Origin of the sequence: Streptomyces sp. NPDC102274 (genome assembly GCF_044766385.1) — a bacterium.
In the GTDB taxonomy this organism is placed as follows: Bacteria; Actinomycetota; Actinomycetes; order Streptomycetales; family Streptomycetaceae; genus Streptomyces.
The window spans coordinates 221,109-235,608 of sequence record NZ_JBIWLW010000009.1; the positions used below are offsets into that span (position 1 = coordinate 221,109).

Here is a 14,500-nt window from a genome sequence, read left to right on the forward strand (position 1 = left end):
TCACAACAGGAAGAGATCGTGCACCGCCGCCATCAGCAGCAGCGAGCCGATCACCGTGAGGAAGATCATCAACGGCGGCTGGGAGAGCGCGAAAAGACAACCGCGCTGCTCATCGGTGGGTGCGGGGGGGTCGCCCCGTGAGGTATCGAGCATCTCGGGGCGATCATGACGTACCCCGAACCGGGCCGTTGACCAACACGCGTCCTCGGAGCGGGAGTTCATCATATTCCGTTAAAAACGTCCCCGAAATCCCACCGAATCCCGTCTCACCTGCGATGCTGCCCCGCACTCGGGTAAACGGGGAGCGCGCTCCGGGTCGGTCGCGGGGGGCTCAGATGCCGTGCTTCTTGAGAATGGCCTCGATGTCGCTGAAGTCGTCCCCCGGCTTCGCGGCGGGCTGCCGGGCCTTGGGCTGAGCGGCCGGCCGGGTGCCGGGGCCCAGCGAGGGCGCGGACGCGGCGGGTTCGACCGCGGCGTCCTGGCGCGCGGCCTTCGCCGCGGCTCTGCGCTCCTTGCGCGTGCCGCCCCGTCGGCGCTCCACCGCGCGGGTGGTCATGAACAGCAGCCACGCCACCGCCAGAACCCCGAAGCCCGCCCACGCCATCGGGCTGAACGCCGTGTTGGCGGCCCACTTCACGATGCCCGTCATCGCCAGCGCCACCGGCACCAGCGCATAGGCGGCGATGCGGGTCGCCGCGAGGAAGCGCTTCCGGTACGCCGTGATCGCGGCGATGCCCAGGCCCGCTGCTGACACCGCGGAGCAAATGGTCTCGGCAATCATCAGGTCCTCCAGGCGGGGCGCGTCTCGGCCGGATACTTCTCGCTCTCCATCCTGCACCTCGCGACCGGCCGGGGCCACGGTCCGGGGCGAGGCCGGGCGGATCTGGGGGAGATCTCGGGGACGGGATCCTCCCCAGGTCCCGGTCGGCCGGGGGTACGGCGGGCTGGAAGACTGGTCCCATGAACGACTCCACCACCATCCGCCCCGTCGTCCTCGACGTCTGGTGCGACCTCGAGTGCCCCGACTGCCACCGGGCCCTGAACGATCTGCGCGCGCTGCGCGCCCGCTACGGGGACCGGCTGGAGCCGCGGCTGCGGCACTTCCCCCTGGAGAAGCACAAGCACGCGTACGCCGCCGCGCAGGCCGCCGAGGAGGCCGCGGAGCAGGGGCGCGGCTGGCCGTACATCGAAGCCGTACTGGCCAGGACGGCGGAGCTGACGGCCACGGGGGAACCCGTCCTGCTGGAGGTGGCCCGTGAGCTGGGGCTGGACGCCGAGGAGTTCGACACCGCGCTGATCGACGGCCGGCACCTCCTGGCCGTCGACGCCGACCAGGCCGAGGGCAAGGCGATCGGGGTCACCGGCACCCCCACGTATGTCATCGGGGACGAGCGGCTGGACGGCGGCAAGAGCCAGGAAGGGCTGCTCGGGCGCGTCCAGGAGATCGCGGACCGGTTGCTGGCGAGCGCTTAGGCCGTGTCCGGGGCGGCGCTCAGAGCAGCTGCTTGAAGAAGTTGCGGTTCGTGGTGGCGTACTGGAGCGATTCGTACAGCCGGACGGCCGGGGTGTTGTTCGCGAACACATGCAGCCCCAGCAGGCTGTGCCCGGTCTCCAGTGCCGTCCGCTCGGCGAGCAGCATCAGCGCGCGGCCGTAGCCCTTGCCACGCTGGTCCTCGGTCACCGCGACGTCGAACACCCACGAACCCCTCTCGCCGGGCCGCACCTCGGACGGCGCGATCCACACATGGCCGACGACGGTTCCCGCGTGGACGAGGACGCTGATCGAGACGCCGGGGGTGGCCAGGCCCTCGGGGAGGATCTCGCGGTGACTCGCCTCCGCCTTGGCACGGGCCTGCTCCGGCGGCACGCCCCGGGCCATCCAGTCGCGCGCGTAGTCGTCGGAGGCTTGTGCCTCCCAGATCTCGTACTCCGCGTCGTTCATCGGACGGCTCTCGACATCCGCCGGGAGCTCGGGGGCGCGGGGCGGCACCGGCTTGGCCATGTTGCGGCTGCGCTCGGTGTAGCCCAGGGACTCCAGCATATGGAGCGCGGGCACCGCGTCGGGCGGTGCGGAGGCCAGCACCTGGCCGCAGCCCCAGCCGCGCAGCACCTCCTCGGCGGCGAGCGCGGCGACGGTGCCCCGGCCGCGCCTGCGGTCGGGTTCATCGATGCGCAGGGCCTTGATGATCCCGGCCTTGTGGCCGAAGCCGGGATGCGTGCCGAGTTCGATCGTGCCGACGCGGCGGCTGTTCACGCAAACCTCGTAGGAGCGTGATTTCCCGCCGTCGCCGGCCTGCTGAAGCGGCCCGGTCGGCCGCAGAGTGGTGGTCATCAGGGGAGTTGTACCCGCCGCGCGGCGCGGAGTCATCCGCTTTACGGACCGGCCGCGCCGCTCACGGGTCTCAGGGATCCAGGTCGGCGCCGGCCCGTTCCTCGAAGACGCGCATCGCCTTGGTGGTCACCGGCCCGGGGGCGGCGGGGAGTTGACGGTCGTCAAGACGGTGGACGGCCTGTACGTCACGCAGCGTGGAGGTCAGGAAGATCTCGTCCGCCCGCTCCAGGACGTCCAGCGGCAGATCCGTCTCATGGGCACCGCACCACTCGGCCGTCAGGGCCCGGGTGATGCCGGCGAGGCAGCCGGACGCGAGCGGCGGGGTGTGCAACTCGCCGTCGAGGACGACGAAGACATTGGAGCCCGTGCCCTCGCAGAGCGCGCCGACCGTATTGGCGAAGAGCGCCTCACTCGCGCCCCGCTCGCGCGCCCGCGCGAGGGCGACGACGTTCTCCGCGTACGAGGTGGTCTTGAGGCCGGTCACCGCGCCGCGCTCGTTGCGCGTCCACGGGACGGTGATGGCGGCGGTGGTGTCGGGGCGGCGCTTCGTCCCGCCGACGGCGACCACCAGGGTCGGCCCCGCGTCTCCCCGGTCGGAACCGAGCGGGGAGAGCCCGCCGGTGTAGGTGATCCGCAGCCGCCCCAGCTCCACCGGGTTGGCGTCGAGAACGGCCGCGCAGGCGCGGCGTACCTCGTCGAGATCCGGTTCCGGCAGCCCGAGCCCGCGGGCCGAGCGGCCCAGCCGTTCCAGATGGCGGGTGAGGGCGAAGGGCCGGCCCTGGACGGCCTTGACCGTCTCGAAGATGCCGTCCCCCACGGTCAGCCCATGATCGAACACGGACACGAGGGCACCCTCGGCCGTATGGAGTCCGCCGTTGACCCAGATCTTCATCTACCCGGTCCTTCCACTCGCTTGGTACGCACCCGACGCTATCGCGAGCAGCCGTGCGGCCTTCAGTTCGGTCTCCGCCCACTCGCCCTCGGGGTCGGATCCCCAGGTGATGCCCGCTCCGGCGCCGAAGCGCAGGACGGGTCCGGGTGCCGCGTCGCGGTCGATCCAGAAGGTACGGATCCCGACGGCCAGCGCGGCCGTGCCGCGGTCGGCGTCGACCCAGCCGATACCTCCGCAGTAGGGGCCGCGCGGGGCGGTCTCCAGCTCTTCGATGATCCGCAGGGCGCTGGACTTCGGGGCGCCGGTGACCGAGCCGGGCGGGAACGTGGCGGGCAGCAGCTCCGGCCAGCCGGCCTTCTCGGCGAGCTCGCCCCGTACGGTCGAGACGAGATGGACCAGTCCGGGGTGCGGCTCCACCGCGCAGAGCGCGGGGACCGTCACGGATCCGGTGGCGCAGACACGGCCCAGGTCATTGCGGACGAGGTCCACGATCATCACGTTCTCGGCGTGATCCTTCTCCAGCATCTCTTCCGCGGTACGGGCGGTGCCCTTGATCGGACCGGACTCGACGGTACGGCCGGCCTTACTCAGATACAGCTCGGGCGAGGCGGTCGCGATCTCCACGCCGTGCGCGGGCAGCCGGATCGTTCCGGCGTACGGAGCGGGGTTGTCGCGCGCGAGCAGAGCGGTCAGCGCGTCGACGTCGGCCGTGTCCGGAGCGGGCAGCGGGGCGGAGAGCACCCGGCAGAGATTGACCTGGTACACATCGCCCGCCGCGATGTACTCGCGGATCCGGCGGACCCCCTTGGTGTACGCGTCGCGGTCGAGCGACGACGTCCAGTCACCGGCGGCGGGTCCGCGCCACCGCCCCGGCACCGGCGCGGGCACCGCTTCGGACCGTACTTCGTCGAAGCGAGCGCAGGTGAGACGGCCCTCGAAGTCCGCGGCGACCGCCCAGAACCCGGCGGAGTCGAGCGCTTCCGGATCATGGGTGACATCCCGCAGACCGGAGGCGACAAGGCCGCCGAAGCGGGCCAAAGGAGCGAGGTCGTGCACGCTTGCGAGTCTAGAACAGCCTCCGTTGGGCCGCTCCGGGCTGAACGTACGGCGAACGCACCCCAGCACGCTGCGGAAACGCGTTTTTGTGCTGGCCCCGGAATCCGCTAGAGTTCAACACGTCGCCGGGCCGTACGCACGGGCCGGAAACGATACGCGGACGTAGCTCAGTTGGTAGAGCGCAACCTTGCCAAGGTTGAGGTCGCCAGTTCGAACCTGGTCGTCCGCTCGATTATGGGGGATCCTTCCCGAACCCCCGTACTCCTGGTGGAGTGGCCGAGAGGCGAGGCAACGGCCTGCAAAGCCGTCTACACGGGTTCAAATCCCGTCTCCACCTCCAAGGACGATTAGCTCAGCGGGAGAGCGCTTCCCTGACACGGAAGAGGTCACTGGTTCAATCCCAGTATCGTCCACTGGATCCATCCGGATTCCCGCGCGATTAGCTCAGCGGGAGAGCGCTTCCCTGACACGGAAGAGGTCACTGGTTCAATCCCAGTATCGCGCACGCAGCACACGCGAGTCCCACCCGCGCGATTAGCTCAGCGGGAGAGCGCTTCCCTGACACGGAAGAGGTCACTGGTTCAATCCCAGTATCGCGCACCGTCCGAAGCCCCCGGCCGTCTCCATGGCCGGGGGCTTCGTCGTGTGCTCAGCAGTCGTGTCTCGCTCAGCAGTCGTGTCTCAGCGGGATCAGGAGGAGAAGAGCATCCGTCCGAAGCTCTTCTGGCGGTGGTGGCCACCGTGATGACCTCCGTAGTGGCCGCCGCCGTGCTGCGGCGCGCCCCAGGCGGGGGCGGGGGCCGCGGGGTACGCCTGCGGGGGCGGGGGCGCCTGCTGTGCGGGCGGCGCCTGCTGCGACCACTGCGATTCCAGGCGGGTCAGAGACTCCAGCTCGCCGTAGTCGAGGAAGATCCCCCGGCAGCCGCTGCACTGCTCTATCTGGACACCGTTGCGGTTGTATGTGTGCATCGCCGCGTGGCACTTGGGACACTGCATGGTCGGCTCGCTCCTCGCCATTCGTCCGGCATCGCCGTAACACGCTCCCGGCGGCCGTGGATTCATCTCTGGCCTCACTCTACGACGACGCCCCGGGCGACAACTCGGTTGCGAGGTCCGCGATCCGCGCGCAGGCGTCGATCATCAGCAGTTCGATGTCATCCGGGTCCCGGCCCTCGGTGGCCGACTTGGCGAGGGCCAGCGCGGCGGTCTGCACGGCGAGGGCGCGGGCCGGGACATCCAGCCGTGGCCAGGGATCCGCGTCGGGGTCGGCGGGCACGGCGGGGCCGTGCGCGGACCGGTAGGCACCGAGGAAGCGCAGCCAGGTCTCGGGAGGCAGCAGTCCGGCGGCGTACCAGGCGGCGGGGCGGGCCAAGTCCCAGGCCGGGTCGCCGAGTCCGAGGTCGTCGATGTCGATGAGCAGCCAGGGACCGTCGGGGGCAGGGTGGCGTACGAGCTGGCCCAGGTGCAGATCGCCGTGGCAGAGGGCGTACGGTCCCGGCGCGCGCGCCTCGCCACGGGCCCAGGCGGGCAGGCACTGCCAGGCGCGTTGTACGGGACCGGCGGCGGGGTGAGGTCCCGCGGCGCGCATCCGGGCGACGGCACGGGCGGCCTTCGCGGGGCCCCGCATGTCCGGCAGCCCGGAGCCGCCGCCCGCTCCGGCGAGGGCTCGGTCGAGGGCTCCGGCTCCCGCCGCGGCTCCGGTCTCGACCACGGCCTCGGACAGCGCCGCGAGCGGCACGGTGTGCAGCCGGGCGAGGAGCGCGCCGGCCTGCTCCCAGGGGGCGGCGTCGGGGTCGGCGGGGTCGACCGGGGTGCCGTACGGCCACACGGTCACCGGCCGGCCGGCCACCTCCGCGGTGGCGGCCGGAAGCGGCGGCAGCAGAATCCCCGCGAGCAGGGGATGCGCGGCGACGGCGAGCCTGACGCGGTGCCCGGGGTGGTCCGTACCGTCGGCGTGGGCCTTGGCGACGACCTCGCCGTGCCGTACGACGGTCCCGTCCGGCCGGTCGGCGAGGACGGTGCTCCCCCGGCCGCAGGCCCGGCAGCCCGCCGGGTCCGCCGCGCGCACCGCCGGATGGGCGGTGTCACGGGCGACGCGGCCCAGGGCGCGTACGACGGATGCGGTCACGGAGGCCCCTCTGATGCGTGGTGTTCCGTGGCGAGCGTACGGCGGCGGAACCGGGCCCGGACAGCGCGATGGCCGGTCAGCTCCCCAGCTGACCGGCCAAACGCTGCCGTCCGCCGCACCCCCGTCCCCACGGGGTTGTTGGCCGGATGTCCCCGACCCGGGCCGCTCTCCCGGATCCGAAGCGCCGCTCAGCGCCCCAGCATCACGCCCACGGACGACGCTTGTGTCACCACTGCTTCCCAGCCGCCGAAGACGACCACCAGCAGGGCTGCCAGAGGAAGGACCATGGCGGTCGCCACCAGGGGGTGGCGGGTGCCGGACCGGCGCCCGCCGAACGCGGCGAACGCCTTGCGTCCCTGCGTACGGATCATCGCCCTCGATGCCGTGTCCGCCATGGTCCCTCTCCTGTCCTGTTCCGAGAGCGGCGAGTGTCTGACCTCGGGGGACGAGTACCGCACCCGCCGCTTGACCTCAACATTAGGGATCCGCCGGGCCCCGGTCGTCATGCCCGCGTACCCATTGCCGGGCCTCCCGGAGGATGAGCCGGACACCGGTCACGTACTCCCCTGGGTGGAGAGGAGGCCCTAGGCCCTGGGGTCATCCCGGACGGGACGCCCTTCGGAGCGCTCCGAGGACTCCACCCGGGGCACCGGCTGCTCGACCAGCGCGAGAACCCGCGTGGCCATGAACCGCGCCGTTCTGACCACCCCTCCGCTGCGGGTGACTTCGCTCACTTCCACCACTCCCCGGCGCACCGCGGTCTCCACCCTGCGGCCCGCCCGGCTCGCCACCACTTCGTAGGTCCGTGTCGTGTCCCCCGCGTCCACGACTATCTCCACCCGATCACCCTTCACAATCCAATCCCCCTTCTGCGTCAGACCTTTGAGATCACGCACCGGCCGGAGGACGTGGGCTCAGCCACTCCCCTGACCACCCTTCAAGTTTCCCACCCGGCACTGACAATCGGTCCGTGCGCGAGGGCGCGGCCTATGAGCGCGCCGGGGCGCGGGTACGTAAGCTGTGCCACGTCACACGGACGACCGGGCAGCGGGGATGGACATGGCGATGATGCGGCTCCGGCGCGAGGACCCGCGTGTCGTCGGTTCGTTCAGGATCCACCGGCGGCTGGGGGCCGGCGGGATGGGGGTCGTGTACCTGGGCTCGGACCGGCGCGGGCAGCGGGTCGCGCTGAAGGTGATCCGGCCGGATCTGGCCGAGGATCAGGAGTTCCGGTCGCGGTTCGCCCGCGAGGTATCCGCCGCGCGGCGGATCCGGGGCGGCTGTACGGCACGGCTGGTGGCCGCGGATCTCGACGCGGACCGCCCGTGGTTCGCCACCCAGTACGTGCCGGGCCCCTCACTGCACGACAAGGTCAACGAGGAGGGGCCGCTCCCGGCGGCCGAGGTCGCCTCGGTGGGCGCCGCGCTCTCCGAGGGGCTGGTGGCCGTGCACGAGGCGGGCGTCGTCCACCGCGATCTCAAGCCGTCGAACATCCTGCTCTCTCCCAAGGGCCCGCGCATCATCGATTTCGGCATCGCCTGGGCGACCGGCGCGAGCACGCTGACCCATGTCGGTACGGCGGTCGGGTCGCCCGGCTTCCTCGCCCCGGAACAGGTGCGCGGCGCGACGGTCACCCCCGCCACGGACGTGTTCTCGCTGGGCGCCACGCTGGCGTACGCGGCGACCGCCGACTCCCCGTTCGGGCACGGCAGTTCCGAGGTCATGCTCTACCGGGTGGTCCATGAGGAGGCACATCTCCACGGGGTGCCCGACGCGCTCGCTCCGCTGGTGCGGGCCTGTCTGGCCAAGGATCCGGAGGAGCGTCCCAGCACGCTCCAGCTCTCGATGCGGCTCAAGGAGATCGCGGCACGGGAGGCCCAGGGGCTCTCGGCCGGTCGACCGCCCGTACAGCGGACGCGGAGCGGGCAGGAGCTGCCGACCGGCCGGGTGACCGAGCGGTATACGGAGCGGACCGCCGAACACGGCGCGCCGAGCCGTACGCCGGGAGCGCGGGGCGGCCCGGCGTCGCGTCCCGGGCCCTCCCGGACCACCGGCTCTTCCCCCCGTACCGGCGGTTCCGCACCCCGCAACGGCTCGCCGCGCCCTCCGCAGTCCCGCGGCGCCTCGCGTACGGGCGGCGGCCGGCCGAAGACCGGTCCCCGGACGAGTTCGGGCAAGCTGCGGCCCGCCAACCCGCGTCTGCTGCGGCAGCGGCTGTTCGTCTTCGTCGTCGTGACCCTGATCGTCGCGCTGGGCATCGCGGCGGCCCAGCAGCTCTGAGCCGTACCGCCCCGGGTCGTCAGTTCTCCGGGCGGCCCGTCGTGACCGCGTAGAAGGCGACCGCCGCCGCAGCGCCGACGTTCAGCGAGTCCACGCCGTGCGCCATGGGGATACGGACCCAGGTGTCAGCGGCGCCGAGCGCCCGCCCGGACAGCCCGGCGCCCTCCGCGCCGAGCATCAGCGCGACACGCTCCAGCCGGTGCGGCGCGGCCTCGTCCATCGGGACCGCCCGTTCGTCGGGGGTGAGTGCCAGCAGCCGGAAGCCGGCCTCCCGTACGGTGTCCAGCGCCCGTGGCCAGCCTTCGAGCCGGGCGTACGGCACGGAGAACACCGCGCCCATCGAGACCTTCACCGAGCGGCGATAGAGCGGATCGGCGCAGTCCGGGGAGAGCAGGACGGCGTCCATCCCGAGCGCGGCGGCGCTGCGGAAGATCGCGCCGATGTTGGTGTGGTCGTTGACCGCCTCCATGACGGCGACGCGGCGGGCCGTGCGGAGCACCTCGGCCACCGTGGGCAGCGGCTTACGGGCCATGGAGGCGAGGGCGCCGCGGTGCACGTGGTAGCCGGTGACGCGCTCCGCCAGCTCGGGGCTGACCGCGTACACCGGGGCCGTGGCCTCCTCGATGATGTCCCGCATGGTGTCGACCCACTTGGCCGAGAGCAGCATCGACCGCATCGGGTAGCCGGCCTGCCCGGCCCTGCGGATGACCTTCTCGCCCTCGGCGATGAACAGCCCTTCGGCGGGCTCGCGCCTGCGGCGCAGCTCGACATCGGTCAGATCGGTGTAGTCGCGCAGGCGCGGGTCGTCGGGGTCGTCGACGGTGATGAGTTCAGCCACAGGGTGACACTGCCTTGTCGGGTGAGTGGTGCGCGGGACGGGGCCCAGGTCCTGTCCGGCCGAACACGCGTCAGGTGCCGTCCCCCAGGGCGACGACATCGCCGATGACGATGACGGCCGGCGGGCGGACCTTCTCGGTCCGCACGACCTCCGCGACCGTCGCGAGCGTGGCGTCGACCCGTCGCTGGGAGGCCGTGGTGCCTTCCTGCACCAGCGCGACCGGGGTCTCGGGGCTCCTGCCGTACTCCACGAGCGCTCGGGCGATCGCGCCGATCTTGTCCACGGCCATCAGCAGGACGAGCGTGCCACGGAGCCGGGCGAGCGCCTCCCAGTCGACGAGCGAGCGGTCGTCGTCCGGGGCGACATGGCCACTGACGACGGTGAACTCGTGGGCGACTCCCCGGTGTGTGACGGGGATTCCGACCGCGCCCGGCACGCTGATGGAGCTGGAGATACCGGGCACGACGGTGCACGGGATACCGGCCGCGGCCAGCGCGTGCGCCTCCTCCATGCCCCGCCCGAAGACGAACGGGTCGCCCCCCTTGAGCCGGACCACGGCCTTGCCCGCCTTGGCGTGCTCGATCAGCGCGTCGTTGATCGCCTCCTGGGCCATGGCGCGGCCGTACGGGATCTTCGCGGCGTCGATCACCTCGACGTGCGGCGGCAGTTCGTCCAGCAGATCGCGCGGGCCGAGACGGTCGGCGATCACGACATCCGCCTCGGCGAGGAGCCTGCGGCCGCGCACGGTTATCAGGTCCGGGTCGCCGGGGCCACCACCGACGAGGGCGACGCCGGGGGTACGGCTGCGACGGTGCGGGGCGGCGAGCGTGCCGTCGCGCAGCCCCTCGACGATGGCGTCCCGCACGGCGGCGGAGCGACGCGGGTCGCGCCCGGTGAGCACGGCGACGGTGAGGCCCTCGCTGCGGCCGGTGGCGGGCGTCCAGGCGGTGGCGGCCTCCGCGTCGTCGCTGCGTACGCACCAGACACGGCGGCGCTCGGCCTCGGCGGACGCGGTGCGGTTGGCGTGCTCGTCGCTGGACGCGACGAGCACGTACCAGGCGTCGGTGAGGTCGCCCTCCTCGTAGCGGCGGCGCTCCCAGCGGATCTCGCCGACCGCCGCCATGGCCTCGACGGAGGGTTTCGCGGACGGCGACACCAGCACGATGTCCGCGCCGGCCGCGATGAGCGCGGGCAGCCGGCGCTGCGCGACCTGCCCGCCACCGACGACGACAACGCGGCGCCCGGCGAGGCGGAGTCCGACGGGGTAGGCGGGGTGCGGGTGCTCGGCGTGCTCGGACATGTGGGTGGGGGCTCCTCGGGCGGGGCGGGTGTCGTGGGTGCGGACGTGGGCGTGAAGTGGCTGGTGGGGTGCGGTTCCCAGCTTACGGGCGGTGCGGTTTCCCCTGCGGGGGGCCGGGCGGGTCTTCGTGGTTGCGGCCCTCGCGCGCGGCCGGGCCGGTCCGTGACGGGCGGCGAAGGGGGCGCGTCCGGGACACTGAAGCGTGATGTGTGGCGTACGGCCACCGGCCCCGGCCAAAGACGAACGCACCCCGGACAACGGCCCCGCCGGACGGCGCACCGCACCACCGGCCCCGGCCGAAACGCACCTCGGACAGCGGCCCCCTACTTCTCCGTGACCCCCGCCGAGTCGAACGTCGCCACCTCGTGCATCACCCGCGCCGCGCTCTGTACCACCGGGAGCGCCAGCAGCGCGCCCGTGCCCTCGCCCAGGCGGAGGTCCAGGTCGACCAGCGGGCGCAGGCCGAGTTTGTTGAGGGCCGCGACATGGCCCGGCTCCGCGCTGCGGTGGCCCGCGATGCAGGCCGCCAGCGCCTCGGGGGCGATCGCTCGGGCGACCAGCGCCGCCGCGCCGGCGCTCACGCCGTCCAGGATGACCGGCGTACGCAGCGACGCGCCGCCCAGCAGGAATCCGACCAGGGCCGCGTGCTCCAGGCCGCCGATCGCCGCGAGGACGCCGACCGGGTCGGACGGGTCGGGCTGGTGGAGGTCGAGACCCCGGCGGACGACATCGACCTTGCGGGCGTGCATCTCGTCGTTGATGCCGGTCCCCCGTCCGGTGACCTCCGCCGGGTCCTGGCCGGTGTAGACGCAGATCAGCGCGGCCGACACGGTCGTGTTGGCGATACCCATCTCTCCGGTGAGCAGGGCCTTGTTGCCCGCGGCCACGAGATCGCGCGCCGTCTCGATGCCGGCTTCGATCGCCGCGAGTACGTCCTCGCGGCTCAGCGCGGGACCCGTAGTGAAGTCGGCCGTACCGGCCCGGACCTTGCGGGGCAGCAGGCCCGGCGTCGCGGGGAGTTCGCCCGCGACGCCCACGTCGATGACGCAGACCTCGGCGCCCACCTGGGTCGCGAACGCGTTGCACACCGCGCCGCCGCCCAGGAAGTTGGCGACCATCTGGCCGGTCACCTCCTGCGGCCACGGGGTCACCCCCTGCGCGTGTACGCCGTGGTCGCCCGCGAAGATCGCGACGGCGGCGGGTTCCGGGATGGGCGGCGGGCAGAGCCGGGACAATCCGCTGAGCTGGGCGGAGATGATCTCCAGCATGCCGAGCGCGCCGGCGGGCTTGGTCATCCGCTTCTGCCGTTCCCACGCCTCGCCCAGCGCCTTGGCGTCCAGCGGGCGGATACCGGCGATGGTCTCCTGGAGCAGGTCGTGCGGCTCCTCGCCCGGCAGGGCGCGGCGGCCGTAGGTCTCCTCGTGGACGACCCAGGAGAGCGGCCGGCGCTTGGACCAGCCGGCCTGCATCAGCTCGGGCTCGACGGGGAACTCGTCCACATATCCGACGCAGAGGTACGCCACGACTTCGAGATGCTCGGGCAGCCCCAGCGCGCGTACCATCTCGCGCTCGTCGAAGAAGCTGACCCAGCCCACGCCGAGGCCCTCGGCGCGGGCGGCGAGCCACAAGTTCTCCACGGCGAGCGCCGAGGAGTACGGGGCCATCTGCGGCTGGGTGTGCCGGCCGAGGGTGTGCCGGCCGCCGCGCGTGGGGTCCGCGGTGACGACGATGTTCACCGGGGTGTCGAGGATGGCCTCGATCTTCAGTTCCTTGAACTGCTTGGCCCGGCCCTTGGGCAGTGCCTTGGCGTACGCGTCACGCTGACGCTGTGCCAGCTCGTGCATGGACCGCCGGGTCTCGGCGGAGCGGATGACGACGAAGTCCCAGGGCTGGGAGTGGCCCACGCTGGGTGCGGTGTGCGCGGCTTCCAGGACGCGCAGCAGCACCTCGTGCGGGACGGGATCGGAGCGGAAGCCGTTACGGATGTCACGGCGCTCGCGCATCACACGGAGCACGGCGTCGCGTTCGGCGTCGTCGTAGCCGGACGGGGCCGCGGTGCCCGCCTGCGCGACGGGCGCGGGTGCGGGTGCCGCCTCGGCCTCGGGCTGAGGCTCGGGCTCCGGTGCGGGGGCGGGCTCCGGGACGGCGGCGGACTCCGGCACGGGGGCGGACTCCGCGGCGATGGGCTGGGGATCCGGCTCGGGCTCGGGGGCAGGCTCCGGCGCCGGTTCGGGCGCGGACTCCTGGATCGGTGCGGACTCCTGGATCGGTGCGGGCTCCTGGACCGGCTCGGGTTCCGGCGCGGCTTCGGGGGCGGGCTCCTGGACCGGCTCGGGTTCCAGCGCGGCTTCCGGCTCCGGGGCCGGCACATGTACGGGCTCTTCCGCCGGCTGCTCGATCCGCTCGGCGACGGGGGCCGGTGCCTCCCGCGTCTCGGCCGGCTCGACCACGACGGCGGCCGGGGCCTCGGTCGCGGTCTCGGGCTGCGGCTCGGGCTCGGGGGCAGGCTCCGGCAATTGCTCGGCGGCGGGCGGTTCGGGGGCGGTCGGCTGAGGCTCGGGCTCCGGTACGGCGGCGGCCACCTCGGGCTCCGGCTCGGCCGGGACGACGACGGGCACAGCGACCGGCTCGGCTTGGGCTTCCGGCTCCGGGACGACCGTTTCTGCTACCGCCTCCGGCGCCACGGCCACGGCCACGGGCCCGGCCGGCGGCGGCTCGGCCGACCACGGGGCGCCGGCCGGCGGCGGGATCTCGCTCAGCTGCGGCCCCGCGAGAACAGCGGGCTCCTCACGCGGGACATCCAGATACTCCGGGCCCGTGGTGGCCGGTCCCTGTGCCTGGGCGCGTACCCGGACGGCCTGCGTCGGCGTACCCGCGGGACCCCGGTCGGCGAGCGAACGCACCACGCCGCCCGTCGGGTCGGGCACCGGCGGGCCCATGTGCAGCGGGCGGCGCATCGGCGCCTGGGCAGGAGCGGGGGCGGGCGCGTGAGCCTGTACAGGCGGTGGCATACGTACGCCGGTGAGATCCACCGAACCGGAGTCCCGGCCACCGGCCTCGTGGGCACCCGGCTGGTGCGGTGTCCGGCCGAACTGCGGGAGGTCCGTCACCTCTTCGGGCGCGACCGGGGCTTCGGGCACGACCAGTGCTTCGGGCACCACGGGGGCGGCGGGCTGTGCGAACTCGGCCTCCGCGGCCGGAGTCTGGTCCGGGTGCGCCGGCTCGGCGGTGAACTCCGGCCGCGGCTGGTATCCGTCCGGCGCCTCGGCCTGGACCTGTGCCACCGGCACCTGGATCTGCGTCGGCTGTTCTATGGGCGACATCTGCTGCTGGATCAGGGCCTGCTCCGGAACGGCGTATGCCTCGGGCGCCACCGGGGCATAGCTCTCCGGCGCGGCGGCGTACCCGTCCGGCGTGGCGTAGGCGACGGGCGCCTCGCCGGGCACCACCTGGGGGTCGTTCCACCCGCCCTGGGCGCTCGGCATGAGCAGAAGGTCTTCGTCCTCGGTGACGGGTGCGGAGGGGTCGAGGTAGGTGTACGCGCCGGGAGCGGGGATGCCCGGCTGCTCCACCATGCCTGCGTTCTCCGGCAGTCCCTCGACCGGGACCTGGCCGGTGTCAGTCATGTGCGTACCCCTCGCCCATTGGTTCTGCTCCTTCAGCCCTTCCACCGG

Annotated in this window: 14 protein-coding genes and 5 tRNA genes; 7 read left to right on the forward strand and 12 right to left on the reverse strand. The window is 72.9% G+C overall.

Features of this window, described 5'->3' with window-relative positions:
* Both ACIRQP_RS15550 and ACIRQP_RS15555 read right to left on the reverse strand, forming a co-directional pair.
* Entirely contained in the window at positions 1–153 is a 153-nt protein-coding gene (locus tag ACIRQP_RS15550) for a hypothetical protein (protein WP_403889246.1), read from the reverse strand.
* Positions 154–331: 178 nt separating this feature from the next.
* Positions 332–781 (reverse strand): hypothetical protein, encoded by a 450-nt coding sequence (locus ACIRQP_RS15555; protein ID WP_403889249.1) that lies wholly within the window; start codon positions 779–781, stop codon positions 332–334.
* A gap of 179 nt (positions 782–960) precedes the next feature.
* Between ACIRQP_RS15555 and ACIRQP_RS15560 the strand changes: the two genes are divergently transcribed.
* A complete protein-coding gene (locus ACIRQP_RS15560; RefSeq protein ID WP_403889252.1) occupies positions 961–1,473 on the forward strand; it encodes a DsbA family protein in 513 nt (170 codons plus the stop codon).
* A 19-nt stretch (positions 1,474–1,492) separates the two neighbouring features.
* On the opposite strand, the gene ACIRQP_RS15565 is transcribed toward ACIRQP_RS15560, so the two are convergent.
* From ACIRQP_RS15565 to ACIRQP_RS15575, 3 genes are all read right to left on the reverse strand, one after another.
* Positions 1,493–2,332 carry a GNAT family N-acetyltransferase gene (locus tag ACIRQP_RS15565; protein WP_403889255.1) on the reverse strand — a complete coding sequence of 280 codons (840 nt, stop codon included), beginning with the start codon at positions 2,330–2,332 and terminating at the stop codon, positions 1,493–1,495.
* A gap of 70 nt (positions 2,333–2,402) precedes the next feature.
* Positions 2,403–3,224 carry an aminotransferase class IV gene (locus ACIRQP_RS15570; protein ID WP_403889258.1) on the reverse strand — a complete coding sequence of 274 codons (822 nt, stop codon included), beginning with the start codon at positions 3,222–3,224 and terminating at the stop codon, positions 2,403–2,405.
* Positions 3,225–4,280, reverse strand: coding sequence for a chorismate-binding protein (locus ACIRQP_RS15575; RefSeq protein WP_403889261.1), 1,056 nt, complete (start codon positions 4,278–4,280; stop codon positions 3,225–3,227).
* Positions 4,281–4,436: 156 nt separating this feature from the next.
* On the opposite strand from ACIRQP_RS15575, the gene ACIRQP_RS15580 reads away from it, so the two are divergent.
* The 5 genes from ACIRQP_RS15580 to ACIRQP_RS15600 all read left to right on the forward strand — a co-directional run bounded on the left by ACIRQP_RS15580 (position 4,437) and on the right by ACIRQP_RS15600 (position 4,880).
* Positions 4,437–4,509: transfer RNA gene (locus tag ACIRQP_RS15580), tRNA-Gly, on the forward strand.
* A 37-nt stretch (positions 4,510–4,546) separates the two neighbouring features.
* Positions 4,547–4,620, forward strand: a tRNA-Cys gene (locus tag ACIRQP_RS15585).
* A 1-nt stretch (position 4,621) separates the two neighbouring features.
* Positions 4,622–4,693 (forward strand) — tRNA-Val (locus tag ACIRQP_RS15590).
* Between the two features lie 20 nt (positions 4,694–4,713).
* A tRNA-Val gene (locus ACIRQP_RS15595) sits at positions 4,714–4,785 on the forward strand.
* Between the two features lie 23 nt (positions 4,786–4,808).
* Positions 4,809–4,880: transfer RNA gene (locus ACIRQP_RS15600), tRNA-Val, on the forward strand.
* 90 nt (positions 4,881–4,970) lie between these two features.
* Here the strand turns inward: ACIRQP_RS15600 and ACIRQP_RS15605 are convergent.
* The 4 genes from ACIRQP_RS15605 to ACIRQP_RS15620 all read right to left on the reverse strand — a co-directional run bounded on the left by ACIRQP_RS15605 (position 4,971) and on the right by ACIRQP_RS15620 (position 7,262).
* Positions 4,971–5,276 carry a zf-TFIIB domain-containing protein gene (locus ACIRQP_RS15605; protein ID WP_403889264.1) on the reverse strand — a complete coding sequence of 102 codons (306 nt, stop codon included), beginning with the start codon at positions 5,274–5,276 and terminating at the stop codon, positions 4,971–4,973.
* A gap of 79 nt (positions 5,277–5,355) precedes the next feature.
* Positions 5,356–6,408, reverse strand: coding sequence for a phosphotransferase family protein (locus ACIRQP_RS15610; protein ID WP_403889266.1), 1,053 nt, complete (start codon positions 6,406–6,408; stop codon positions 5,356–5,358).
* A 188-nt stretch (positions 6,409–6,596) separates the two neighbouring features.
* On the reverse strand, positions 6,597–6,803 hold the full coding sequence (locus tag ACIRQP_RS15615) for a hypothetical protein (RefSeq protein WP_030355447.1): 207 nt from the start codon (positions 6,801–6,803) through the stop codon (positions 6,597–6,599).
* Positions 6,804–6,992: 189 nt separating this feature from the next.
* On the reverse strand, positions 6,993–7,262 hold the full coding sequence (locus tag ACIRQP_RS15620; protein ID WP_403889270.1) for a hypothetical protein: 270 nt from the start codon (positions 7,260–7,262) through the stop codon (positions 6,993–6,995).
* A 205-nt stretch (positions 7,263–7,467) separates the two neighbouring features.
* Between ACIRQP_RS15620 and ACIRQP_RS15625 the strand changes: the two genes are divergently transcribed.
* Positions 7,468–8,688, forward strand: a complete 1,221-nt coding sequence (locus tag ACIRQP_RS15625) for a protein kinase (protein ID WP_403889439.1) — start codon at positions 7,468–7,470, stop codon at positions 8,686–8,688.
* A gap of 19 nt (positions 8,689–8,707) precedes the next feature.
* Here the strand turns inward: ACIRQP_RS15625 and ACIRQP_RS15630 are convergent, their stop codons facing one another.
* From ACIRQP_RS15630 to cobT, 3 genes are all read right to left on the reverse strand, one after another.
* On the reverse strand, positions 8,708–9,526 hold the full coding sequence (locus tag ACIRQP_RS15630; RefSeq protein WP_403889273.1) for a TrmH family RNA methyltransferase: 819 nt from the start codon (positions 9,524–9,526) through the stop codon (positions 8,708–8,710).
* 70 nt (positions 9,527–9,596) lie between these two features.
* Positions 9,597–10,826: a uroporphyrinogen-III C-methyltransferase gene (gene cobA / locus ACIRQP_RS15635; protein ID WP_403889276.1), complete on the reverse strand. Its 1,230-nt coding sequence runs from the start codon at positions 10,824–10,826 to the stop codon at positions 9,597–9,599.
* Between the two features lie 323 nt (positions 10,827–11,149).
* A complete protein-coding gene (cobT, locus tag ACIRQP_RS15640; RefSeq protein WP_403889279.1) occupies positions 11,150–14,452 on the reverse strand; it encodes a nicotinate-nucleotide--dimethylbenzimidazole phosphoribosyltransferase in 3,303 nt (1,100 codons plus the stop codon).
* Positions 14,453–14,500 lie beyond the last annotated feature (48 nt).

What these genes read in the sequence shown, in the direction of transcription:
- ACIRQP_RS15615 (WP_030355447.1), bottom strand. Translation starts at nt 6,803, where the DNA reads ATGGCGGACACGGCATCGAGGGCGATGATCCGTACGCAGGGACGCAAG.
- ACIRQP_RS15565 (WP_403889255.1), bottom strand. Translation starts at nt 2,332, where the DNA reads ATGACCACCACTCTGCGGCCGACCGGGCCGCTTCAGCAGGCCGGCGAC.
- ACIRQP_RS15560 (WP_403889252.1), top strand. Translation starts at nt 961, where the DNA reads ATGAACGACTCCACCACCATCCGCCCCGTCGTCCTCGACGTCTGGTGC.
- cobA (WP_403889276.1), bottom strand. Translation starts at nt 10,826, where the DNA reads ATGTCCGAGCACGCCGAGCACCCGCACCCCGCCTACCCCGTCGGACTC.
- ACIRQP_RS15570 (WP_403889258.1), bottom strand. Translation starts at nt 3,224, where the DNA reads ATGAAGATCTGGGTCAACGGCGGACTCCATACGGCCGAGGGTGCCCTC.
- ACIRQP_RS15625 (WP_403889439.1), top strand. Translation starts at nt 7,468, where the DNA reads ATGGCGATGATGCGGCTCCGGCGCGAGGACCCGCGTGTCGTCGGTTCG.
- cobT (WP_403889279.1), bottom strand. Translation starts at nt 14,452, where the DNA reads ATGACTGACACCGGCCAGGTCCCGGTCGAGGGACTGCCGGAGAACGCA.
- ACIRQP_RS15605 (WP_403889264.1), bottom strand. Translation starts at nt 5,276, where the DNA reads ATGCAGTGTCCCAAGTGCCACGCGGCGATGCACACATACAACCGCAAC.
- ACIRQP_RS15550 (WP_403889246.1), bottom strand. Translation starts at nt 153, where the DNA reads ATGCTCGATACCTCACGGGGCGACCCCCCCGCACCCACCGATGAGCAG.
- ACIRQP_RS15555 (WP_403889249.1), bottom strand. Translation starts at nt 781, where the DNA reads ATGATTGCCGAGACCATTTGCTCCGCGGTGTCAGCAGCGGGCCTGGGC.